Genomic DNA, 22,850 nt, shown 5'->3' on the forward strand with positions numbered 1-22,850 from the left:
TGGCCGAGCTGGCCTTGTTGCAGCACCGCCGTCATTACGGGGCAGGCCCAAGGGCCGCCTCGGAGTGACGGCAGCGGTTCCTAAGCCTAGTGATTGCGCAGCCGTGCGAGGATGTCCTCGTAGAGGCCTTCGAGCGGGCGGAAGACGAAGCGAACGGTGGATTTCCCGGGCGGGACGACGACGGCCCGGAAAAGCACATTGGCGCGCAGCAACTCCGCCGGGCGATCGTCGACCTCTACCCGCCACCAGTGGTGCCAGACGTCGTTGAGGACGAGATAGCCGCCGCGGGGCGCATCGACGGCGAGCGTCACCGTGGTCGTGCCGTAATCGCGGATCGCAACCTTGGCCGGCCCGATAGCGCCGGTGGCCAGCGGCGGCGGGTCGCGGTCGAGCAGGACGGTCCGGCGCGGATCGAAGCCGGTCGGCCATTGGCCGGTCGTCAATATGGCGTCGAAATCGGCCTTCTGCGCCTCGGTGACCAGCAGGACGCGCGGCAAGGCGCGCGGGTTCTCGTAGATATAGGCGTCCTTGGTCCGGGCGATCTGTCTGAGATCGCCGGGCTTCAGCCGCGTGTCGATCTGCTCGACGGGAACGCCGGTCGCGATGAAGCGCAGGCCCAGCAAGTCAGCCAGCAGGGAACGATAGCCCGGCATCAGGGCGGAGAAGGTGCGCTGGTCGGGCAGGGCGACCTGGTCGCCGGCGCCGGTCGCCTTGCTGTAGAGGCCGAGGCGCAGCGGATTGTAGCCCAGCGTGTTGTCGAGTTCGTGGACGAGGCTGGCATTGGGCCAGTGGAAGTCGATGGCGGCGAGCTCGATGCGGTCGCGCCGGTCGGGAGCGGCAGTGCGGGCGGTCTCGCGCTTGAGGAGCGCGATGGTCTCGTTCGCGCTGTCCTTCCGCAGCACGTCGTACATCTGCGGCGGCAGGGCAGTGGATTCGCTCGGGCCGTTATTGACCGACAAATCCATGGTGAGGATCGCGGCAAGCACGACGGTCGCCGCCAATGCCGAGCCGCGCTGCGCCAGCCCGCGCGCGGCAACCAGGCCGCCGAGCGTGAGCAGGCCGCACAGCAGCGCAATGACGAGCGGCGTGATCGCGACCGGGATGCGCCCGACCGTCCAGGCGAGCCAGAGGGCGAGAGCGAGCGCCCCGGCGAAGATCAGCGCTTCCAGGGCGATCTGCCACGGGCGCGCCTTCGGCGCCGTGCCGGTCATGACGAGGTGGGTCAGATAGCCGCCGAGGATGGCGATGAGAGAGCCGAGGATGAAGAGCGCGTCGGCGGGGCGGCGATAGAAGCTCACGCCGGGAAGCTCGAACAGGAGCCGGAAGGCGGGCGTGTAACGCCCGAGCGCATAGAGCAGGACGATGAGCGCGGCGACGCTGAGCGCGACGATCTCGCGCCGCCAGAGCGCGCCGCGGACGAGGCCGAGGGTCAGGACCAGCCCCATCGGCAACAGACCGAGATAGAGCTGGCTCATATTGCGGGCGAGGAAGAGCCCGAGCGAGCCGAAGCGGGCTTCCCAGGCCGGGCTCGGCGCACCCCAGAAATCCGCGAGCGGCCCGGCCGCGCCGTAGAGATTGGCGATCAGGCCGGTGAGCAGCGCCGCGGGGTGCAGCGAGCCCTTCCCGGCTTCGACGAAGTCGATCGCGGGACGGTTCGATTCCTGCGCGATGAAGGCGGTCAGGAGGATGGGGATGGTGGCGACCAGAATGGCGCCTAGCGTGCCGGCGAGAAGCGGCAACAGGCTGGCGCGGAAGGCGCGCCAGGGATCGCGCGCCATCAGGATCGCGGCGATGACCAGCCCGGCAAGAACGTAGACGCCGATCAGCGCGACCTGATCGCGGCCGAGCACCATGAAGCCCGAGACCAGCCCGGCGGCGAAGCCGTAGCCTATCGAGCCGCGCTCCAGCGCACGGGAGAGCAGGAAGAGGGTGACGGTGAAATAGCCGAGGTTCAGCACCTGCCCGACATGCTGGATACGCCAGGCGGCGGCGGCGCCGAAGGCGAAGGAGAGGGCCGCGACGACCGCGCCGGCCGGATGCCAGCCACGGTCACGGAAGATCAGGACGATCGCCAGCGCACCGACCAGCAGCGTTCCGAGCACGGCTCCATCGCTCCAGCGGAAATCGGGCGCGGGATTGAGCGCGGCGATCAGCGCGAAGGAGGGGGAGAAGATCAGCGACTGCGGATCGGCGACCTGCGGCGAGCCGGAGAAGACGTAGGGCGTCCAGAAGGGGGACAGGCCACGATGCCAGCTATCGGCGAGGAATTGTAGCTGAGGGTGGAAATGGGCCTTGGCGTCCCAGGGGATCGTGACGGCACCGGAGAGCCAGGGCCAGGACAGGGCCAGCCAGCCGAGAAACACGATGCAGAACACGCTGGCAAGCGGCCAGCGTGTCGGATCGTCCTCGAATGATGTCGTCCCGGGCACCGGCATCAGCCTGGCCTGACCGCGATCGGATACACCGTCAATCCGTCGGGGCGGCACGCGCCATCAGCGCGTCCATGTCGATGAAGTGGCCGGCGCGGTCGCGCTTGGAGGCGAGGTAGCGGACGTTGTGGGCGTTCGGGCGGCCCAGCACGCGCTGGCTGGCGGCAACCTCGAGACCCGCCGCCTCGATCGCGCTGATCTTCAGGGGATTGTTGGTGAGCGCCACGACGCTGGAGACGCCAAGCTGCTTCAGCATGGTCGCCGCGAAATCGAAATGGCGCTGGTCGAGATCGAAGCCGAGCACCTCGTCGGCATCATAGGTGTCCCAGCCCTGGCTCTGCAGCTTGTAGGCCCGCATCTTGTTGGAGATGCCGTTGCCGCGGCCTTCCTGATCCAGGTAGAGCAGGACGCCGCCTGTGTTCTCCGCCATCCACTGCACGGTCTCGCGCAGTTGGTCGCCGCAATCGCATTTCAGCGAACCGAAGAGATCGCCCGTGAGGCAGGCCGAGTGCAGACGCACCGCCACCGGCCCCGAAAGATCGGGCCTGCCGACGATGATCGCGACCTGATCGCGCAACCCCTCGCCACCGCGGAAAACGACGAACTCGGTCTCCGGGGCGCCTTCGAGCGGCACGGGCGCGCGGCCGACGATCTTCAGCGAAGCGGCCTGCTGGGCGCGATAGCCTTTGATCGCTTCGATGGCGACTTCGACCAGCGGCTCATCTGCGATGTCGGCGGCGTCGACCCGCACGACCACGACGGCCGGGAGGACGAGCGACAGGCGGGCCAATTCCAGCGCGGCCTCGTCGAGCCCGGAGGCGGGCGCGATCGGCGCATCCATCCGCGCATCGATCTTCAGGGCGAGCGTCTCGACGCGGCCGAGATCGATCGTGGGCAGCGCAAAGACGCCGCTTTCGCTGCGCCCCTTTGCGCCAAGCCGGCGCAGCCTCGCACCGCTGAGGACAAGATGCCCGCCGCCATGAGCCAGCTCATCGAGACCCTGCACGAGGCTCTCTTCGGCCAATTCGGCAGACAGGGCGAGCGCGCGCTGATCACCGTTCCGCAGCAGGACGGGGCGGCCGGCGCGAAACTCGGCGATGGCCCGGTCCACCCTCATAAGCGCAGTTTCGAGGGAGGGGCCGAAGAGCGTACGCGACTCAGGCATCGGGAAGTCCGTCAGATTGGGCCGGCAAGCGGCCTAGGAGCGTCAGAGGCACCATGGGAAAAGGATATAGGGGTTCTTGGTTCGCCCTTCCAGCAACGTTCCCGGCAGGGCACGGTTCCATTGCACGCAAGTGCTCGGGAACGAGAAACGGGAACCTGACCGGAGCAGTGTCGTATAGGTTGGTACGCTTGAACGTGGGATGAATGCTTTCCCTAGCGGCAGCACCCGGAGAACGGCCGATGTCGGCGGAAATGGCGCCCGGCGGTTACAGCGCGACCGCCCGCACCCTGCATTGGATCACCGTGGTTGCGGTCTTCGTGATGATCCCGGTTGGGGTGACGATGAGCTATCGAGGCAACGTCCTGAACCTCTGGGACGGGCTGACCAACGGCCTCTACAGCGCTCATAAGCTTACCGGATTCCTGCTGTTGTGGCTGACGGCAGGGCGCCTGGTCTATCGCCTTCTGCATGGAGCGCCGGCGGATGAACCGACGCTGGAATGGTGGCAGAAGGCCGGCTCGCATCTCGTCCACTGGCTGCTTTACGGGTTGCTCCTCGTCGTCCCGCTGCTGGGCTGGATCGGCGTCTCCCTGTTTCCGGCGCTCACCGTGTTCGACCTGTTCAACCTGCCAGCGCTGGCTGGGCCGAATGAAGCGGCGGCCAAGCAGGTGCTCGGCGTCCATGGCAAGCTTGCGCTGACGCTCGGCGCAATTGCGATTTTGCACATCGCCGCGGTGCTCTACCACCGCGTCATCCGCAAGGATGGCGTTTTGCGCCGGATGTGGCCGGGAACCGGCTAAGGCGTGCAATCCCTCCGGAGGGAAGATGGCGATCCGGCTCGTTTTCGGGGCGGAGCCTCAGACCGGGCGCGCCCAGAGATCCTGATGGCCGATCCGCGCCGATCCTTCCTCGCTGCGTGCGGCAAGCCAGCTCTCGACGGTCGCGGGATCGACCCGTCCGGTTTCGCGCACGGCCTGCGCAATGCCCTCGGCCAGGGCCGCGCGCAGATCGGCGCGAGCACCATCGATCAGCCAGCTGCTGTCGCCCGTCGAAACCGCGAAGCCGGCCTTGCGGAAGGCCTCGGCCACGATTTCGCAGGCCGCCGGGCCGGCGGAGGGGCCGAAGCCCTTGTCGCCGCGCTGATGATCGACAAAGGCGGCGTGCATGCCGGCATCGGCGGGGTGCTCCGGCTGCCAAGCCTCGCGGCCGTCATAGGTCAGCACGGCATAGAGCGGCAGGCGTTGGCTCGTGAGCGCGGCGACGAGGCGCTCGATCCAGCGCCGCGACGTGAGGTCGAAGAGGGCGGCGGCCGTCACGAGGTCTGGCCGCCAGCCGAGCACCCAGTCGAGATCCTTGTTGAGGTCGACGCGGCGCGTGTCCACGCCGATCAGTTTTTCCCCCTTGGCGAGGACGAGTTCCTCGCCCTGCTCGCGCGCTTCATCGGCCCAATCCGCCAGGCGGCTGCGGGCATGGGCAAGCAGGTCGGCATCGTGATCGACGAGTGTCCAGTGCTGACGGTCGGGCAGGGCGGCGTAGGATGCGCGCAGATTCGAGCCTGCGCCGCAGCCGAGATCGAGGATGGACAGCGAAGGCCTGTCGGAGAAATACGAGCCGACCGCGGCGAGCACCTGCGGATTGCGCGCGGCATGATCCGCAGGCTCGCGCAAGGCGAGCCATTCCGGAGAAAATCCAGCCATCAACCCACCTCCCGGCTGCCGCCGCCCAGACATGCCCGCGCGACGATGCGGGCGGCATCGTGCCAGCGTGGCAAGGCGCCGGCTCCCGCCCATGCCGCATCGGCCCTCTGCCGGCGCTCAGCCGGCGCATCAATCAGCCTCGCAAGCGCGTTGGCAAGTGCCGCAACGTCGCCGGGCGGCACCTTGAGAGCCGCGTCGGCCGGCAAGGCATCGGCGCCCGCGCCGCTCAGCGTGCAGACGATCGGCAGGCCGCGCGCCAGCGCTTCCGTCAGAACCATGCCGTAGCCCTCATAGAGCGAGGGCATGGCGAATAGGTCAGCTTTGTCATAGAGTTCACCGAGGTTATCCGGTTGCACGGCCCCGGCAAGCAAGATGCGGTCCGCCAGCCCGGCGGAGCGGATATGGGTCTCGATCGCGGCCGCGGTTTCGGGCGCGTAATCGGGAGAGCCGGCGATGGTGAGATGCCAGTCGCGGTCGGCGATCCGCGTCAGCGCCTCGATCAGGACATCGTAACCCTTGCGCGGAATCAGGGAGCCGACTGCGAGCAGTTGCAGCGGCTGATCGCCGCGGCTGCCGGTGGCGCGCGGCGCGGGATCGACACCGGGAACGGCGACGAAAATGCGGCTCTCGGGGACGCCGAACTCCGTGCTCAAAACCGTTGCCGTCGCCGGGCTCGTCACCGCGACGGAGCGGGCATGGCCGAGAGCGGCCCGTTCGCTCGCGCGCAGCGCCGCCGCCTGGGCGGCCTCTAAGCCCGTTTCGAGCGCCAGCGGATGGTGGACGAGCGCGACCAGCCGGTCGGCGAAGCGCGCGGCGAGTGCTTCGGGAAAGGCCCCGAAGGCGAGACCGTCGACCAGCAGGATGTCGTCCGGCGCGGTCGCCGCCAGCAGCAATTCCGTCGCTGCAAGATCGGCTTCGGTCGGGAAGGGAAAGCCGCCCGGCAAGGCCAGATGCCGGGCCTCGACGCCCATCTGGCGCCATTCACGCAGGAGACGGCGGTCATAGCCGTAGCCGCCGGTCGGCAGATCGATATTGCCGGGGATGGCGAAGACGATGGCGCTCACGCCAGCACGCCCTCGTAGCTGGCGCGGGCGAGGTCGGTCTCGTGGAGCGTGACGCGGATCTTCGCGAGGCCGGCGCCATCGGCACCGAGCGCGCCGGATTTCGCGGCGGCGGACATGGCGTCGAAGATATGCTTGCAGAGAAATTCAGTGGTGGTCAGGATCCCAGCGAATTGCGGCAGGGCGTCGAGATTCTGGTAGTTGAGCGGCTTCAGGGTCTTGCCGAGCGTGTCGAGCGCGGCGCCGATGTCGACGACCACGTTCTGCCGGTTCAACGTTTCGCGGAAGAAGGCAACGTCGACCACAAACGTCGCTCCATGCATGTTCTGCGCGGGACCGAAGAAGGGATCGGGCAAGGAGTGGCCGATCATGATGCGGTCGCGGACTTCGACGGAAAACATGCGATCTCCTGGAGAGACGCCCGAAGCGGGCGCGGTCACGGCCGCGTTTCATAGCAAATCGCGGCGGTGAGGCCAGCGGCGCCCGGCGCGAGCAGTTCCGGGATGCGCTGCGGTGCATCGCGGAAGGCGATCTCCTCGGTGATTACAGCGTCGAGCCGGTCGTCGGCGAGGAGCGTCATCGCCGCTGCCGCCCGTCGTGCGTGGTCCCAGCGCGCCCGATGCGAGGCGGCGACCATGCCGACCTGCGACGAGACGAGCTGGAGACGGCGCGCATGGAAGGCGCAGCCGAGGGTCGCCGGCACGGTTCCCTCGCCATACCAGCTCATTTCGACGATCCGCGCCTCGGTGCCGGCCGCAGCCACGGCGGTAGCGAGGCCGGCCGCCGTCGCGCTGGTGTGAAAGACGAGATCGGCGTCGCGCGGCGCTGCGTCCGGCATGGCGAAGCCAAAGCCCAGTTCGGCGGCAGGCACTGCACGGCCGGGCTCGACATCGACCAGCGTCACGTCGGCTCCCGGCAGGCGTGCGGCGAGCCAGGCGACGAGCAGGCCGAGCACGCCGCCGCCCACCACGACAATCCGGTCGGCCGGGGCGGAGCCGGCGTCCCAATGGGCGTTCAGGGCCGTTTCCATATTGGCGGCGAGGATGGCGCGCCGGGGTGGAACGCTGTCGGGAACCGGTATCAGGCTGCTGCGCGGTGCAATGAAACGGTCCTGATGCGGATGCAGGCAGAAGACGATGCGGCCTAGCATGTCCGGCGGGCCGGCATCGACGCGGCCGACGGCGCAGTAGCCGTATTTGACCGGGAAGGGAAAATTACCCTCCTGAAAGGGCGCGCGCATGCACTCATGTTCGGAAGGCGGCACGCGGCCTTCGAATATCAGCCGCTCGGTGCCGCGGCTCAGCCCGCTCCACAATGTGGTGACGAGGCAGTCTGCTGGGCCAGGCACCGGCAAGGCCACATCATTCAGCTTGCATTCACGGGGGGCTATATACCAAAGCGCGAGGGCCTTGGCCCTTGCGTCAATCGTGGTTGCAGGCTTTAGCTCCCGCGCCATCGCGTCTGCCCTCCGTCCGAGCCTGTCTGCCCCCATGACAGAGACTGCCACGAACCAGCGTCCCGGTCCGAACACGTTCCAGCGGGTGACGCAAGGGGACGAAGCGATCGGCCTGACGCCGGCCGGCCTGCAGGACGCAATCGTGCTCCGGCGGCGGCGCCTCCTCGTTCTCGTGCTCAATCTTGCGACACTGATCCTGTTGCTGGCGGGGCTTGCTCAGGTGCTGGGGGCGGGCGGCTGGACGGTTGCGGATGTGGCGATCTTCGTCGCCTTCCTTGTCGGGGCACCCTGGACCGTGCTGGGCTTCTGGAACGCTGCGATCGGGCTGTGGTTGCTGCATGGCCGCAAGGATGGGCTTGCCGAGGTCGCGCCCTTCGCCGCCGCCGGGCAGCGGGCGACGCCGCTCTCGCTGCGCACCGCGGTGCTGATGACGTTGCGCAATGAGGATCCGGCGCGCGCCTTCCGGCGGCTCGAGGTGGTGAAGCGGAGCCTTGACGAGACGGGTGAGGGCATCTGGTTCGACTATTTCGTCCTGTCCGACACCAATGACCCGGCTGTCGCCGCCGGAGAACAGGATCTTGCCGCTGCCTGGGCGCGCGAACTCGGCGAGCCCGCACGCCTGATCTATCGACGCCGCGCCGAGAATGACGGCTTCAAGGCCGGCAATCTCCGGGATTTCTGCGAGCGCTGGGGCGAGCGCTACGCGCTGATGCTGCCGCTCGATGCCGACAGCGTGATGTCAGGCGAGACGATCCTCCGCATGGCCCGAATGATGCAGGCCTATCCAAAACTCGGAATCCTGCAGAGTCTCGTGGTCGGAATGCCCAGTCGCTCCGCTTTCGCCCGCATCTTCCAGTTCGGCATGCGCCAGGGCATGCGGCCCTACACGATGGGCTCGGCCTGGTGGGGTGGGGATTGCGGGCCGTTCTGGGGGCACAATGCGCTGGTGCGGATCGCGCCTTTCCGCGACCACTGCGATTTGCCTGTGCTGCCCGGCGGACCACCTCTGGGCGGCGCCGTCATGAGCCACGACCAGGTCGAGGCGACGCTGATGCGCCGCGCCGGCTTCGAGGTGCGCGTGCTGCCGGTCGAGGGCGGGAGCTGGGAGGAGAATCCGCCGACCATGCTGGAATTCGCCAAGCGCGACCTGCGCTGGTGTCTCGGCAATCTGCAGTACCTCAAGCTGCTCGACTTAGCCGATCTCAAGCCGATGAGCCGGTTCCAGCTGGTCTGGGCGATCCTGATGTTCCTCGGTCTGCCGGCCTGGACGCTGATGATCGCGCTGCTGCCGCTGAAGGCCATGGAGGACCGGACGATCGCGGACTATCCGGCAGCGCTGACGGCCGGGCTCTATGTCCTGTTCCTGGCCATGTATCTCTCGCCCAAGCTCGCCGGCTTCGCCGACATCCTGCTGACGCGCGGCGGCGTGCGGCGCTATGGCGGCGCGGCGCGTTTCCTGTTCTCGGCGCTGATCGAGACGCTGTTCGCCTTCCTGCAAGGCGCGGTCTCGAGCTTCCGCACCACGCTGTTCATGATCGGCCTCGCTTTCGGCAAGGCGCGGATCGGCTGGAACGGGCAGGCCCGCGATGCCCATGCGCTGACCTTCGCCACGGCCTTCGCAGGATTATGGCCGCATCTGCTGTTCGGGATCTATCTGTTTGCCGGGCTCGGCGTGATCGCGCCGACCGTGCTGATCTGGTCCCTGCCCCTCACGGCCGGCTATCTGCTCGCGATCCCGTTCGCGATGCTGACCGCCTGGCCGGTTGCGGGTGCCTGGCTGGCCCGCCACGGGCTTTGCGCAATCCCCGAGGATTTCGACATGCCGCCCGTACTGGCTGCCATCCGCGACGGGGACAGCGCATGAACGCCACCGTCTATCCGAAGGGAACGGTGAAGGCGCTGTCGCGCTCCTTGCGCATCTATCACGGCGACAAGCGGCGCAACGCAGCCATGGACCAGCTCTACGGGACTTTCCTGCGACCGGGCGATCTCGCCTTCGACATCGGCGCCCATGTCGGCGACCGGATTTCCTCGTTCCGCAGGCTCGGCGCGCGCGTGGTGGCGCTGGAGCCGCAGCCCGGACCGGCTCGTGTGATCCGCCTGATCCACCGGCGCGACCCGCTGGTGACGCTGATCGCAGCCGCTTGCGGCGATCACGAGGGCTCGATCGCGCTCAGGATCAACAGCGCGAACCCGACGGTCTCGACGGCGTCGGCTGCCTTCATCGGCGCCGCGGCCGGCGCGCGCGGCTGGGAGGGGCAGGTCTGGGACCACGAGATCAGCGTGCCCTGCACCACGCTCGACCGGCTGATCCTGCGCCACGGCCTGCCCAAGCTTCTGAAGATCGATGTCGAGGGCTTCGAGGCGCATGTGCTCGCGGGGCTGACCAAGGCGGTGCCGGTGATCTCCTTCGAGTTCACGACGATCCAACGCGAGGTGGCGGAGGCCTGCCTCGCCGTACTGGAGACGCTCGGCCCCTACCGCTTCAACGTCGCGATCGGCGAGAGCCAGAGGCTTGAGCTCGGCGAGCCCGCGAGCGCGGATGCCATGGGCGATTATCTGCGCGGCTTGCCTCATGCGGCCAATTCGGGCGATGTCTACGCCATCCTTCAAGGCTGAAGACGGGGTGCAGAGGCGGCATCTGCATCGATCGCCTCCGCCATCCCGGACAATGAAACCCTGGCAACCATCGGCCAATACCGGCGTTGCAGTGCAAGCCAGAACCTGTTTCGGTTTCGCCCGCACTGCCCGGCAGGTGAGGCCATGCGGCCAGCCGGCGTTCATCTTGCGTCGCTACGCTGCTCCCGAAACCACTCGCCAGGGATTGCCATGCTCAGCCTTCTTCGCCCGCTTGCGGTTTCGGTCGCGCTTCTCGCCTCCCTGACGATTGCGCGGGCCGCCGGCGACGTCGCCGTCGAGGTGAGGAACGAATCCGAGCCCGTGCTCTGCGCCGAGAAGGACAACGTCACGATCAAAGCGATTTCGCCCGAGGTGCGGCGATTCCAGATCGAAGCCGCGCATCCGGCCTATATCGCCGGACTCGTGCGCGACAATTGGGATGCCGATTGGGCGAATTGCGACATGAAGGGCGATCCTTCCTTCACGCCGCCGACACCGCCGCGCCGCATCACGTTCTGGGAAACGATCGATTACTGGCTGGTCGGCTACACCTTCCCGACTTTCTGGCGGCCGGCCGACACCACTTTCCGCGTCGGCGACCGGGTGGAGAAGGGGCTGCATCTCGTTCAGCTCTGGAAGCTCGGCAAGGACAAGTCCTACGAGGTACTGGTCGTCTATCCGCAGGACGGCTACTGGCGTGCCCGGCCGCTGCCGCCGGAGCATCTCGGCTTCACCTCCTACGGCTCCTCCTTCCTGTTCGGGCCGATCGAGCAGGATGGGCGCCCGGTCGTGAACATCAAGGAGATCGAATTCGATCCGAATACCCTGACCTTCAAGCTGAACTTCAAGGACGGGTCCGCCGGTAGCCTGAGACTCGACAGCGTCGACGAGAACCGGATGGTGCTGGATGCCGTGCTCGACAAGCCGGTGACGGGGGGCAGGGCCTTTGTCGCCTTGCGTTCGATGTACGTCACCGAGTTCAACAACGATGTCGCCCGCATCGCGGTGCGCGAGCCCAGCGCCAAGGGCTGGCGGGAGGAGGCCCTGATGCCGTTCCAGGGTGGCAAGGCAACCGATATCTGGATGGGGCGCACCACCCATTCGCGTCACAACACCTCCTCTCCCGACATGGTTTTCCGGCATTTCTCGGCCGATCCGAATCCGCCGCCGAAGCCGGAAAAGAAGTAGCCGCCGAGGGGCGGCATCGGAACGCATCCCCTCCCTGCGGCGTTTGGTCATGACGCGGCCGGCGCAGCGCGCTAGCTTGCCGTGATTGCTACCGCTTATTCCGCAGAGACCTTCATGCCGCGTTTTGCCGCCAACCTTTCGATGATGTTCACCGAATGGGATTTCCTCGACCGTTTCAGAGCGGCCGCGGAGGCCGGCTTCGAGGCCGTGGAATTCCTGTTTCCCTATGAGCATACCCCCGAGCAGATCGGGCTCGCGCTGACCGGCGGCGAGCTCACGCAGGCTCTGTTCAACCTGCCGCCGGGCGATTTCTCCAAAGGAGAGCGCGGCATTGCGGCGCTGGCTGGTCGCGAGGACGAGTTCAAGGCCTCGGTCGAAGCGGCGCTAGCTTATGTGCACGAGACCGGCGTCAAGCGCCTGCATATGATGGCAGGGCTCGCCGATCCCAACGATCCCATCGCGCAGAAGACCTACCGCGCCTCGCTCGCCTACGCCGCCGACAAGCTGGCGGAGCACGGCGTCGACCTCCTGCTCGAGCCGATCAATGGCAAGGACATGCCGGGATACTTCCTGAACGACTTCGATCAGGCTGCGGCCTATGCGCGCGAATCCGGCCGGCCGAACGTCCGGCTGCAATTCGACATGTATCATTGCGAGTTGATCCACGGCGATGTCTCGGCGCGGCTGAAGGCGCTCTATCCGCTCGTCGGCCATGTCCAGATCGCTCGCGCTAATGGCCGCCACGAACCCGACGCCTCGGGCCCGGATTATCCGACCCTCTTCGCTGAGCTCGATGCGCTCGGCTATGACGGCTTCGTCGGATGCGAATATCGGCCCGAGCGCGGCACGCTCGAAGGTCTCGGCTGGTTCGCGCCCTGGCGGAAGCCGCTCTGATGCGCCCGCCGTCGATATCCTATCCGGTGCTGGTCGCCGATATCGGCGGCACGAACTGCCGGCTATCGCTGGTCCCAGACCCGGACAGCCCCCACCAGCCGCTCGCGCGGATCGGCACCGGCAGCTATCCGACGGCGGAAGCGGCATTTTCCGTAGTGCTCGCGGAGGTTTCGGAGAAGCCGCGTTCGGCCGTGCTCGCCGTCGCCGGGCCGCTCGACGGCCGGCAGGCGCAATTGACCAATGCGGTCTGGAATCTCGATGGGCCGCGGATCGCGGAGGCTCTCGGGCTGACGCAGGGCCTGCTGGTCAACGACTTCGAGGCCCTGGCGGCTTCCCTCGCCGTCCTGGGCCCGCACGACGTCGCCACATTGATCGAGGGCAGGCCGGAGCGGGAAGGCGTGCGGCTGGTGCTGGGGCCGGGGACTGGCTTCGGAACAGCGGCTTTGCTGACACATGGCGAACGCGGCATGCTGATCCCGACCGAAGCGGGCCATATCGGCATTGGCCCCGAGGACCAGACCGAGCAGCGGCTCTGGCCGGCTTTGAGCGAAGGCATACCGCGCCTCACCGTCGAACATCTGCTGAGCGGCGACGGGCTCGTGCGCCTGCACCGGGCCGTGGCGCGGACCTCCGGCATGCTGGAGGCGGAGGTGAGCGCTGCCGACGTCTCCCGCCTCGCCCATGACGGCGATCCGGCAGCGCTGATGGCGGTGGTCTGCTTCTGGCGGCTGCTGGCGCGTGTCGCCGGCGATCTGGCCCTCGTCTTCAAGGCGACGGGCGGTGTCTTCATCGCGGGTGGAATCGCGCCGCATCTGCTGCCGCTCGCGGATCGGGCGGCGGTTCGCGCCGCCTTTGCCGGTAAGCCGCCGATGGAGGATCTCGCGGCGCGCTTTGCTCTGCACGTCGTCACCACGAAGGACGCCGCCGAGCAGGGGCTCGCCGCGATTGCCGCCAATCTCCATCGTTTCGGGCTCGACGATCCGAAGCGGCTGTGGTTTGGCTGAGCGCCCCGCTCATCCGACTGCTTCCCGACAGGTTCGCGTGCAGCCCATCTATTCGATCCAGGTCCTGCGCGCGCTCGCGGCATTCATGGTCGCGATTCATCACGTGCAGCCGGACGCCGCCGCGCTGGCCGAGCGGGCGGGCCTGAGCTTTAGCCGCAGCGACCTGCTGCCCTGGATGGCCGGCGTCGACATCTTCTTCGTCGTCTCCGGCTTCATCATGGTCCATGCCTCGCAGGACCTGTTCGGGCGGGCCGGCGCCTGGCGCGAATTCCTGAAGCGCCGGCTGGCGCGCATCGTCCCGCTCTATTGGGCGATGACGACGCTCTTCTTGCTGGTCGGGCTCGTCGTGCCGGCGGCGCTCAATTCGGGCGTGCCGAGCTTCACGCAGATCCTCGGCTCCTATCTGTTCTGGCCGGTTGTCTCGACGCAGGGCCTGGTTCAGCCGGTCTATTCGCTGGGCTGGACGCTGAACTACGAGATGCTGTTCTACGCGCTGTTCGCGCTCGGGCTCATCTTGCCGAAAGGCTGGACCTTGCCGGCTGTCACTTTGGTCCTGGCGGTACTGGTCGGGGGGGAGAGCCTGGGAGGGCCCTTGTCGCTGCCTTTTGGATTCTGGGGTCAACCGATCGTTCTGGAATTCGCAGCCGGCATGGGCATTGCCGTGTTGCGGCGCAGAGGGTTTCGCCTGCATGGCGCCTTGCGCGTTGCGGTCGCCGCCGGGGGCGTGGCCGTGCTGATCGCGGCCGCGCAGCTGCCGGGCACGGATGGCCCATGGAGCAGCGTGCTATGGCGCGGCGGCGCGGCCGTCCTGCTGATGCTCTCTGCGGGCTGTGGGCGCGAGGGCATCGTGCCGGTGTGGCCGGTCAAGGCGCTGGCGGCGGTCGGCGATGCCTCCTATGCGCTCTATCTCGTCCATCCCTTCGTGATCCGGGGGATGCGCGAGGTCGCGTTGCGGATCGGGCTCCATGCGCCGATGCTCTTCATCGCAATTGCACTTACGGGTGCCGTGGTGGCGGCAGTCCTGCTCTATCGCTTCTTCGAGAAGCCGGCGACGCGGCTTGTGCGGCGCTGGTTGGAAAGCAGCGGCGGCCGTCCTGCTCAGGCTTGACCCGATCATCCCCAGCAGGAAGAAGCTCCGTGGCCCCTCTGTCATGAGCTTCTCGGGTCTGCACGGGGTTTATCCCTGGGCCGGCCGACGGCCGGACCCGAGAGCTTCGCCCGCGAATAACGGCGACACTCAGTTCAGCTTCATGCCCTTCAGCGACTGGCCGACCACGCCGCCGTCCTTGCGCCGCTGTGCCCGCTTGGACTTGATCGTCTCGACATGCTCGGGCTGCGGATAATAGCCGCGCTCCATGATCTCGAGCGAATATTCCTCATAGGTCAGGCCGAGGGCAGATGCCTTCTCCTCACGCCGCAGCGCGATCTCGCGCGGCTTCTTCCAGGCCTTGCGGTGGGCGAAGCGCCAGTCGAAATAGCGGCCGATATTGCCTGATCCGCTCGAGGAACGGCGCTTGCGCTCCTTCAGCGGCGGACCGCCATTATGGCCGATCCCGATGGGGCGTTCGCTGGGCATGGCTCTCGGACTCATGGGCTGCTGCGCCTCACGATAGGGGGCGGAACGGCGCTGGCAAGGGCCGTGCCATCGCCTGCGGACGTGACAGGGCGGCGGCGGCAGTCTATCCCGCAGGCCGGAACACAGGACGGACCATGGCCCCCTTGCTGCATTTGCGCGACGTCGCGCTCACCTTCGGCGGACAGCCTTTGCTCGAAGCCGCCGAGATCGCGGTCTCGGCCGGCGAGCGCGTCTGCCTGGTCGGCCGCAACGGTTCGGGCAAGTCGACCCTGCTCAAGATTGCGGCCGGCCTCGTCGAGCCCGACAGCGCGGACCGCTTCGTCCAGCCGGGCGCGACCATCCGCTATCTGCCGCAGGAGCCGGATTTCACCGGCTACCGGACCTCGCTCGCCTATGTCGAGGCGGGGCTCGGGCCGGGCGACGACGCCTATCGCGCCCAATATCTGCTGACGGAGCTCGGCCTGACCGGGCAGGAGAACCCCGCTTCGATGTCGGGCGGCGAAGGGCGCCGGGCGGCGTTGGCGCGCGTGCTGGCGCCGGAGCCTGACATCCTGCTGCTGGACGAGCCGACCAACCATCTCGACCTGCCGGTGATCGAATGGCTGGAGCAGGAGTTGAAGTCGCTGCGATCGGCGATGGTGCTGATCAGCCACGACCGGCGTTTCCTGACCTCGCTTTCGCGCGCGACGATCTGGCTCGACCGCGGCGTCACCCGGCGGATGGAGAAGGGCTTCGGCGAGTTCGAGGCCTGGCGCGACGAGGTGTTGGCGCAGGAAGAACTCGACCGCCACAAGCTCGACCGCAAGATCGCGCGCGAGGAGGACTGGCTGCGCTACGGCGTCAGCGCCCGGCGTACCCGCAACCAGCGCCGGCTCGGTGAGCTTCATTCGCTGCGCGACCAGCGCCGCACGGCCCGCAGCGCGGTCGGCAATGTCCGTCTGGAGGCGAGCGAGGCGCAGACCTCCGGCAAGCTCGTCATCGAGGCCATCGACGTGGCCAAGGCCTATGGCGACAACGTTATCATCAAGAACCTGTCGCTGCGCGTGGCGCGTGGCGACCGGATCGGCATCGTCGGTCCGAACGGCGCCGGCAAGACGACGCTGATCAACCTGCTGACCGGCGCGCTCGCGCCCGACAGCGGCACGGTCAAGCTCGGCACGGCGCTGGAGATGGTGACGCTCGACCAGCGCCGCGAAAGCCTCGATCCGGCGACACCGCTCGGCGATGCACTGACGGGTGGCGGCTCGGACCAGGTGATGGTCGGCGGCCAGCCCCGCCATGTCGTCTCATACATGAAGGACTTCCTGTTCCAGCCGATCCAGCGCGGCACCCCGGTCGGCGCGCTCTCGGGCGGGGAGCGCGGGCGGCTGATGCTGGCCCGCGCGCTGGCCAAGCCGTCGAACCTGCTGGTGCTGGACGAGCCGACCAATGATCTCGACCTCGAAACGCTCGACCTGCTGCAGGAACTGCTGGCCGATTATCAGGGCACAGTGCTGCTGGTCAGCCATGACCGCGACTTCATCGACCGGGTCGTCTCGGCGGTGCTGATCTCGGACGGAGACGGCGTCTGGACCGAATTCGCCGGCGGCTATTCCGACATGCTGGCGCAGCGCGGTCGCGGTGTCGGCGCCAAGGTGCGAGTGCTGGAGAAAGCGCCAGCTGCGGCGCCAAAGACTGCGGGTGCCCCCGTACAGGCCGCGCCGGCGTCCAAGCGCAAGCTCTCCTTCAACGAGAAGCACGCGCTGGAGACATTGCCCAAGAAGATCGAGGCGTTGCAGGTGGAAGCCGCAAAGCTCAACACTGCCGTGGCGGGCGATCTCTACACGCGCGATCCCAAGCTTTTCGCCAAGGCGACGGCGCGGCTGGAAGAGGTGGCGCGCGAGATCGGCGATGCCGAGGAGCGCTGGCTGGAGCTGGAGATGCTGCGCGAGGAGATCGGGGCTTAAGGTCCCGCGGTCATGCTCGGGCTTGACCCGAGCATCTCGGAAACCAGCGCCCTCTCGTCATAAGATTCTCGGGTCGAAGCTCCGCTTCGCCCGAGAATGACGACCTCGCCCATACGATTTCCGAATCCGGCTGCGCACGAAAGCGCATTTACCGACTCGCTCAATCGTTTCAAACATCGCGCAACCGCAAAGCACGAGGAACGACCATGAGACTGAAAGGCAAGACGGCGCTGGTGACCGGCGCGGCGCAGGGTTTCGGCTTCGGCATCGCCGAGACCTTCGTGCGCGAGGGCGCGCGCGTCGCGGTGCTGGACATCAACGGCGACAAGGCCAAGGAAGCCGCCAAGGCGATCGGCCGCAAGGCTTTCGCAGTGACCTGCGATGTCGGCAAGGCCAAGAGCGTTGATAAGGCGGTCGAGAAGATCCTCGCCAAAGTCGGGCGGCTCGACATCGTCGTGAACAATGCCGGCACCACCCATCGCAACAAGCCGATGACCGAGGTGACCGAGGAGGAGTTCGACCGGATCTTCGCGGTCAACGTGAAGTCGATCTATCTGATGGCGCGGGCGACGGTGCCGCATTTCCGCGAGCATGGCGGCGGCGTCATCCTCAACATCGGCTCGACCGCGGGTCTTCGTCCGCGACCGGGCTTGACCTGGTACAACGGCTCGAAGGGCGCGGCGAACCTGATCTCGCAGTCGATGGCGGTCGAGCTTGCGCCGGACAAGATCCGCGTCAACGCAATCGCGCCGGTGGCCGGCGAGACGCCGCTGCTCGCCACCTTCATGGGCGAGGACACGCCCGAGCGGCGCGCTCAGTTCACCGCCTCGATCCCGTGGGGCCGGTTTTCGACGCCGCAGGACATCGCCAATGCCGCGCTGTTCCTCTGCTCGGACGAGGCGGACATGGTGACGGGCTCGGTGCTCGCGGTCGACGGCGGCCGCTGCGTCTGAAGCATTGGCCGATCCGCCATAGCGGCCGCCCAACGCGCCGTTCTGTGCTTCCGGTGCTCACGGACGAAAGTCTGCTGCGCGCCGGTTCTCGAACGGCGCGCCATGCGTCTCGCGCTGACGAATTCTCCAACGCTTCAGAATGGAGAGGTAGCTAGGCGCGCTCACCCAGGAGCGCGATTTCCTGGCGAAGGACGACCGTGCCGTCAGGCTCGAAGCCGCGTTGTTCCAGCCTGATCTGCGGTGCAGCAGCGTCTCCCGCGATATGGAAGAGATGCCAGGAGCCGAGCTCGCCATGACCGAGCAGGCCGAGCGAGGCCGAGGGCACGCCGACGATCGGAACATCATGGTTTGGCCCGGGGCGCCAGGCCAGCGAGAAGCTGTGATTGTGCCCGTGGATGATGAGGTCGGCGCCCTTGCGCTTCAGCATGGCCTCGAAGGCGGCGGCATCGACCAGTTCACGGCCGCGCTTGGCACCGCCGACATAGGGCGGATGGTGGATCAGGACGACGCGGATGAGGTGCTCTTCGCGGGCGCGGTCGAGCAGGGCAGCGATCCGCTCCATCTGCTCGCTGCCGATACGCCCCGTCGCCATCAGCGGCAAGGTCGGCACGCCGCTGTTGACGCCGATCAGCGCGACCGGCCCGCGGCGGCGATACCAGGGGTAGCCGGCACGCCCGTCATCATCGGCGCACCAGGGGGCGAGCAGCCCGGCCAACGGCTTTAGCGATGAGCGCGCATAGGCATCGTGATTGCCCGGCACGAAGCTGACGGTCTCTCGCGGACCCAGCGTGTCCAGAAAAGCGATGGCGGTCCTGAATTCGTCGGGCAGCCCGATATGGGCGACGTCGCCGGTACAGGCGGTGTGGTCCGGCTGCTGCGCGTGGATGTCGGCGACGATGCGGGCCAGGACATCCATGTCATGGGCGTGCCTGCGCTTGCGACGCCAGTTGACGTAACCGGTCGCGCGCTTGCCCAGCAGTTGATGCAACGAAAACCCGGCGAGCGGGCCGAGATGCGGGTCGGACAGATGCGCGAGCTTGAACACGCTCCAGCGCTTGCCCTTCCCGCCCGCCGTCAGTCAAGCGCGCCGTTGATGCGCCTCGGCTGACGGGATGCGGAAAGCTTCAGTTGGCGGCGCCGGTGAGTTCCGACACGATACGGGAATCGGTCAGGGTAACGGCGGGCTTCCAGACATAGGCCGGCTTGGCCTTCAGGTAAGAAACGATGAACGAGAGCAGCATGTTGGTGGTTCCTAGCGGATGCGGCGGCTGTGTGACCCTTATTTGGGGCGCGTTTGTGACAGGGCAATCGACTTGGTTGACGGTCCGTCATGCGCTTTTTGCATAGACAATTAACGCAGCCTTGAGAGTCGTTCCGATGCAGTCGCAGGCGCCCCATCCGCCAGCCGATACCGAGATGCCGCGGACACTCCGGCATCGGCTGCTCACCGCGGTGCTGCATGTCTATTTCCGGCTTTCCCGCAGCATGACGTTCGGCGTGCGCGCCGCGGTACTCAACGCGCGCGGCGAGGTCTTCCTGGTCCGGCATGGCTACATCCCCGGCTGGTACCTGCCGGGCGGGGGAGTCGAGGTTGGCGAGACGATGTGGGATGCCCTTGAGCGCGAAGTCGCTGAGGAGGGCAATATCAGGATCACCGGGCAGCCGACCCTCCACGGCATCTTTTTCAACCGCCGGATCTCGCGCCGCGATCACGTCGCCCTCTTCGTCATCCGCTCCTTCATCGTCGAAGGCGTCAGGCTGCCCGACAGGGAAATCGCCGAGGCCGGGTTCTTCCCCCTGGATCGCTTGCCAGAGGGGACCACGCCTGCGACAAGGCGGCGCCTGGCGGAAATCATGACGGGCACGCCGGCCGCGGCCGACTGGTAGAACGAAAGCGCGATGGACGGGTCTATCCGCCTCTGCTACAGGCGCTTTCCATGAGCAACGGGCACAGCCTCCGCGACCTGCGACGACCGGCGCGCTGAAAGCGCCTTCCGGCAGTGCGCCCGCACGCGCCTGCCTCCGCCGATCGCCTCTCTTGCTCTGCCTGCTGCCATGACATCCCTGCCGCTGACCATCCGCCACGAATTGCCCGTGGACGCCGCTGCCATCGAGCGCCTGCATGAGCGTGCCTTCGGCCCGGGCCGCTTCGCCCGCACCGCTTTCCGCTTGCGCGAAGGCGTGCCGCCCGATCCGGCGCTCTCCTTCGCCGCCCATGTCGGCACCTTCCTTGTCGGCTCGGTGAAAGTGACGCCCGTCCTCGCCGGCGGCCACAAGGCGCTGATGCTCGGGCCTCTGACGGTCGACCCCGCCTTTGACGGCCGGGGCATCGGGTCCGCGCTGATGAACCGCTCGATCGAAGCCGCGCGCGAGGCCGGCCACGACCTGATCTTGCTGGTCGGCGATGCGCCGTACTATGCGCGCTTCGGCTTCAAGGTGTTGCCGCCGGGCCAGCTCGTTCTGCCGGGACCGGCCGATCCCGCGCGCTTCCTGGCGCTGGAGCTGGTTGAAGGCGTGCTCAACGATCGCCGCGGCCCCGTAACGTCCGCGCGGGCGGGGGGCTGAAAGGCTCACGCCATCATCCCGGGCTCAGGCCTTCGGCCTGCCCGGGAGCGGCGTTCATGCCTGCCGCTTGAAGCGGCGCCCGCTCTCGCCGAGCCAGCCGGCGACGAGCGCGCCGAACAGGATCGCAAGACCGATCAGCCCAACGAAGAGCGGCGAGACCTGCACGCCGCGCACGATGCCGGAATCGCTGATTCTGAGGCCGATCCAGTCATTGCCGGCGAACTGGCTGCCGGAACGCACCGGCACGATGCGCGGAATGCTGACGCCGGAATCGCCTTCATGGCCGGTGCGGCGCGAGGAGCCGCCGGTCGCCTGAGCCAGGCTCTGAAGTGCCGTTGGATCGCTGACAACTTCCATCAATTCGCGCGGGTTCTCGGGGCCGACGCTGGCGAAGGCGGTGAGATTATCGGCCGTCAGCCGGTAAAGGCCCTGATCGCCAGCCGGGATGCGCGCGGTGAACAGGCCCGGCCGCCCCGCTTCCAGCGGGATCGAGCGCGACTGGCCGTCGGGGCCGGTGATGGTGACGGGGGCGGGATTGTCGCCCAGCGTCTGACGCTCGACCTCGATGGTGCCGCCGCGGGTGGTGGCGCGCAGCGCCTCCTCCTCCAGCTCCGGTTCCTTCATCAGCCAATGGCTGAGGCGTCGCAGCAGGTCCAGATAGGGGCCGCCGTCGCGGAAGCCGCGGGCCCAGAGCCAGGCGTGATCGGAGAGGAAGAGCGCGACGCGGCCCTTCTGTTCGCGGGCCAGCATCAGCAGCGGCCGTTCGCCAGGGCCGGTCATGACCGGGGATGCGCCAGCGCGCGCCTGCGCGCCGACCATGCGCAGCCACTCGCCCCAGCGCGGCGGCGAGACTTCCGAGCCCGGCAGGTCGCGGGTGACCGGGTGGCGCTTGCCGGGCTCGCTGACCTCCGCGCGATAGGCTTCGTCGATGACGCTGCCGTCCGGCAGGGCCGGCAGGATCTGGCCGAGCGGGGTGCGCGCCAGCGTCTGCGATCCCGCATATTCCGGGCCGGCCGCGACCAGCAGCGCGCCGCCGTCGCGGACGTAGCGGACGATGTTGTCGAAATAGAGCAGCGGCAGGATCGACTGGTTGGCGTAGCGGTCGAAGATGATCAGGTCGAATTCCTTGATCTTGACCTGGAACAGTTCGCGCGTCGGGAAGGCGATCAGCGAGAGTTCGTTGATCGGCGTGCCGTCCTGCTTCTCCGGTGGGCGAAGGATCGTGAAATGGACGAGGTCGACATTGGCGTCGGCCTTGAGCAGGTTGCGCCAGGTGCGCTCACCCGGATGGGGCTCGCCCGAGACCAGCAGCACGCGCAGCTTGTCCCTGACACCTTCGATGGTGATGACGGCGCGGTTGTTGGCGAGCGTCAGCTCGTTGTCGAGCGGCGCGGCCTCGATCTCGACGACGTTCGGGCCGCCGCGGTCGATGCGGATAGGCACCTGAACGATCTGGCCGGTCGCGACGTCGCGGCGGGCAATGATCTCGCCGTCGCGGCGAATGGTGAGGCCGGCGCGGCTCGATCCGTTCTTGTCGACCACCCGCAGCCGGATGACCTGGTCCTTGCCGACGATGCCGAAGCGTGGCGCATCGACCAGCATGATGCGGCGGTCGATCTCGGCATTGCGGCCGGTCGTCAGGATATGGAGCGGAGCGCGCAGGCCGAGTGCCTCGGCATTGGCCGGCGTGTCGTGGGCGAGGCCGTCGGTGATGGCGATGGCGCCGGCGACGCGTTCGGAGGGAACATCGGCGAGGCTCGAGGCCAGGGCCTCGAAGAGGCGGGTGCCGTCGCTCGACCCCTGTGCGTCGCGCAGCTCGACGATCCGCGGTTCGACATTGGGGATGCCGCGCAATTGCCGTTCGACCTCGGCCACGGCGGCATTGGTCTGGGCCGAACGGTCGGCGAGGCGGTTCGACGCCGAGCGATCGACCACGACCGGGACGACGTCCTTGACCGGCTCACGCTCCTCGAAGACCAGCGAGGGATCGGCGAGAGCCGTCGTCAGTACGATGAGTGCCAGGGCCCGCAGGATGGCGCTGCGGCCGGCGAGGACGAGGGCGGCGCCGGCGGCCAGCGCCGCCAGCACGGCGAGGCCGATCAGGAGCGGCAGCGGCACGAGTGGGGCGAAGGAGACGCTCCACATCAGCGCAATCCTTCCGGTTTCCGACCTTCAGCCTTCATCTGGTGTAGCCATTCGGAGATGATTGGCGTCTCGAAGGATGGTCCAGAAGGTCCTGGAGACGTCTGGAACATCCTTCGAGACGCCGCTTCGCGGCTCCTCAGGATGAGGGCTGA

General features: G+C 67.6%; 20 protein-coding genes. 11 read left to right on the forward strand and 9 right to left on the reverse strand.

Annotation, left to right across the window (positions count from 1 at the left end; genetic code table 11):
- Nucleotides 1-86: 86 nt before the first annotated feature.
- Both AB4Z16_RS13885 and ribA read right to left on the reverse strand, forming a co-directional pair.
- Nucleotides 87-2,435, reverse strand: a complete 2,349-nt coding sequence (locus AB4Z16_RS13885) for a hypothetical protein (RefSeq protein WP_441511941.1) — start codon at nt 2,433-2,435, stop codon at nt 87-89.
- Between the two features lie 31 nt (nt 2,436-2,466).
- The gene (gene ribA / locus AB4Z16_RS13890) at nt 2,467-3,594 is read right to left on the reverse strand and encodes a GTP cyclohydrolase II RibA (protein WP_441511942.1); all 1,128 of its coding nucleotides are present in this window, start codon (nt 3,592-3,594) and stop codon (nt 2,467-2,469) included.
- A gap of 239 nt (nt 3,595-3,833) precedes the next feature.
- Between ribA and AB4Z16_RS13895 the strand changes: the two genes are divergently transcribed.
- The gene (locus AB4Z16_RS13895) at nt 3,834-4,394 is read left to right on the forward strand and encodes a cytochrome b (protein WP_441511943.1); all 561 of its coding nucleotides are present in this window, start codon (nt 3,834-3,836) and stop codon (nt 4,392-4,394) included.
- A gap of 57 nt (nt 4,395-4,451) precedes the next feature.
- Here AB4Z16_RS13895 and AB4Z16_RS13900 read toward each other — a convergent pair whose 3' ends face one another.
- The 4 genes from AB4Z16_RS13900 to AB4Z16_RS13915 are packed head-to-tail and all read right to left on the reverse strand — an operon-like array spanning nt 4,452 to nt 7,808.
- Nucleotides 4,452-5,291: a class I SAM-dependent methyltransferase gene (locus AB4Z16_RS13900; protein WP_441511944.1), complete on the reverse strand. Its 840-nt coding sequence runs from the start codon at nt 5,289-5,291 to the stop codon at nt 4,452-4,454.
- A complete protein-coding gene (locus AB4Z16_RS13905; protein WP_441511945.1) occupies nt 5,291-6,355 on the reverse strand; it encodes a glycosyltransferase family 4 protein in 1,065 nt (354 codons plus the stop codon). Before AB4Z16_RS13905 ends, AB4Z16_RS13900 begins: the two co-directional genes overlap by 1 nt.
- Nucleotides 6,352-6,753 (reverse strand): 6-pyruvoyl trahydropterin synthase family protein, encoded by a 402-nt coding sequence (locus AB4Z16_RS13910; RefSeq protein ID WP_441511946.1) that lies wholly within the window; start codon nt 6,751-6,753, stop codon nt 6,352-6,354. The genes AB4Z16_RS13905 and AB4Z16_RS13910 overlap by 4 nt, the downstream gene beginning before the upstream one ends.
- 35 nt (nt 6,754-6,788) lie before the next feature.
- Complete coding sequence (locus AB4Z16_RS13915) at nt 6,789-7,808, reverse strand: zinc-dependent alcohol dehydrogenase (RefSeq protein ID WP_441511947.1); 1,020 nt, start codon at nt 7,806-7,808, stop codon at nt 6,789-6,791.
- 34 nt (nt 7,809-7,842) lie between these two features.
- Here AB4Z16_RS13915 and mdoH point away from each other — a divergent pair, with 34 nt between their 5' ends.
- The 6 genes from mdoH (at nt 7,843) to AB4Z16_RS13945 (ending at nt 14,621) form a co-directional block, all read left to right on the forward strand.
- Nucleotides 7,843-9,672, forward strand: coding sequence for a glucans biosynthesis glucosyltransferase MdoH (gene mdoH / locus AB4Z16_RS13920; protein WP_441511948.1), 1,830 nt, complete (start codon nt 7,843-7,845; stop codon nt 9,670-9,672).
- Nucleotides 9,669-10,427 (forward strand): FkbM family methyltransferase, encoded by a 759-nt coding sequence (locus AB4Z16_RS13925; RefSeq protein ID WP_441511949.1) that lies wholly within the window; start codon nt 9,669-9,671, stop codon nt 10,425-10,427. The genes mdoH and AB4Z16_RS13925 overlap by 4 nt, the downstream gene beginning before the upstream one ends.
- Nucleotides 10,428-10,637: 210 nt before the next feature.
- A complete protein-coding gene (locus AB4Z16_RS13930) occupies nt 10,638-11,615 on the forward strand; it encodes a hypothetical protein (protein WP_441511950.1) in 978 nt (325 codons plus the stop codon).
- A 114-nt stretch (nt 11,616-11,729) separates the two neighbouring features.
- Entirely contained in the window at nt 11,730-12,509 is a 780-nt protein-coding gene (gene otnI / locus AB4Z16_RS13935) for a 2-oxo-tetronate isomerase (RefSeq protein WP_441511951.1), read from the forward strand.
- Nucleotides 12,509-13,513, forward strand: coding sequence for a glucokinase (locus AB4Z16_RS13940; RefSeq protein ID WP_441511952.1), 1,005 nt, complete (start codon nt 12,509-12,511; stop codon nt 13,511-13,513). The genes otnI and AB4Z16_RS13940 overlap by 1 nt, the downstream gene beginning before the upstream one ends.
- A 37-nt stretch (nt 13,514-13,550) precedes the next feature.
- Nucleotides 13,551-14,621, forward strand: a complete 1,071-nt coding sequence (locus AB4Z16_RS13945; RefSeq protein ID WP_441511953.1) for an acyltransferase family protein — start codon at nt 13,551-13,553, stop codon at nt 14,619-14,621.
- A 129-nt stretch (nt 14,622-14,750) separates the two neighbouring features.
- On the opposite strand, the gene AB4Z16_RS13950 is transcribed toward AB4Z16_RS13945, so the two are convergent.
- On the reverse strand, nt 14,751-15,089 hold the full coding sequence (locus AB4Z16_RS13950; RefSeq protein ID WP_441511954.1) for a hypothetical protein: 339 nt from the start codon (nt 15,087-15,089) through the stop codon (nt 14,751-14,753).
- A gap of 134 nt (nt 15,090-15,223) precedes the next feature.
- Between AB4Z16_RS13950 and AB4Z16_RS13955 the strand changes: the two genes are divergently transcribed.
- Entirely contained in the window at nt 15,224-17,035 is a 1,812-nt protein-coding gene (locus tag AB4Z16_RS13955) for an ABC-F family ATP-binding cassette domain-containing protein (RefSeq protein WP_441511955.1), read from the forward strand.
- Between the two features lie 206 nt (nt 17,036-17,241).
- Nucleotides 17,242-17,988 carry an SDR family oxidoreductase gene (locus AB4Z16_RS13960; protein ID WP_441511956.1) on the forward strand — a complete coding sequence of 249 codons (747 nt, stop codon included), beginning with the start codon at nt 17,242-17,244 and terminating at the stop codon, nt 17,986-17,988.
- 151 nt (nt 17,989-18,139) lie between these two features.
- On the opposite strand, the gene AB4Z16_RS13965 is transcribed toward AB4Z16_RS13960, so the two are convergent.
- Nucleotides 18,140-19,033, reverse strand: a complete 894-nt coding sequence (locus tag AB4Z16_RS13965) for a metallophosphoesterase family protein (protein ID WP_441511957.1) — start codon at nt 19,031-19,033, stop codon at nt 18,140-18,142.
- A gap of 371 nt (nt 19,034-19,404) precedes the next feature.
- Between AB4Z16_RS13965 and AB4Z16_RS13970 the strand changes: the two genes are divergently transcribed.
- Nucleotides 19,405-19,875, forward strand: a complete 471-nt coding sequence (locus tag AB4Z16_RS13970) for an NUDIX domain-containing protein (RefSeq protein WP_441512214.1) — start codon at nt 19,405-19,407, stop codon at nt 19,873-19,875.
- A 168-nt stretch (nt 19,876-20,043) separates the two neighbouring features.
- Nucleotides 20,044-20,553 (forward strand): GNAT family N-acetyltransferase, encoded by a 510-nt coding sequence (locus AB4Z16_RS13975; RefSeq protein WP_441511958.1) that lies wholly within the window; start codon nt 20,044-20,046, stop codon nt 20,551-20,553.
- Nucleotides 20,554-20,607: 54 nt separating this feature from the next.
- Here AB4Z16_RS13975 and AB4Z16_RS13980 read toward each other — a convergent pair whose 3' ends face one another.
- The gene (locus tag AB4Z16_RS13980) at nt 20,608-22,698 is read right to left on the reverse strand and encodes a hypothetical protein (protein WP_441511959.1); all 2,091 of its coding nucleotides are present in this window, start codon (nt 22,696-22,698) and stop codon (nt 20,608-20,610) included.
- Nucleotides 22,699-22,850: the final 152 nt, after the last annotated feature.

It is taken from the genome of Allobosea sp. TAF32 (assembly GCF_052113585.1).
Lineage (GTDB): Bacteria > Pseudomonadota > Alphaproteobacteria > Rhizobiales > Beijerinckiaceae > Allobosea.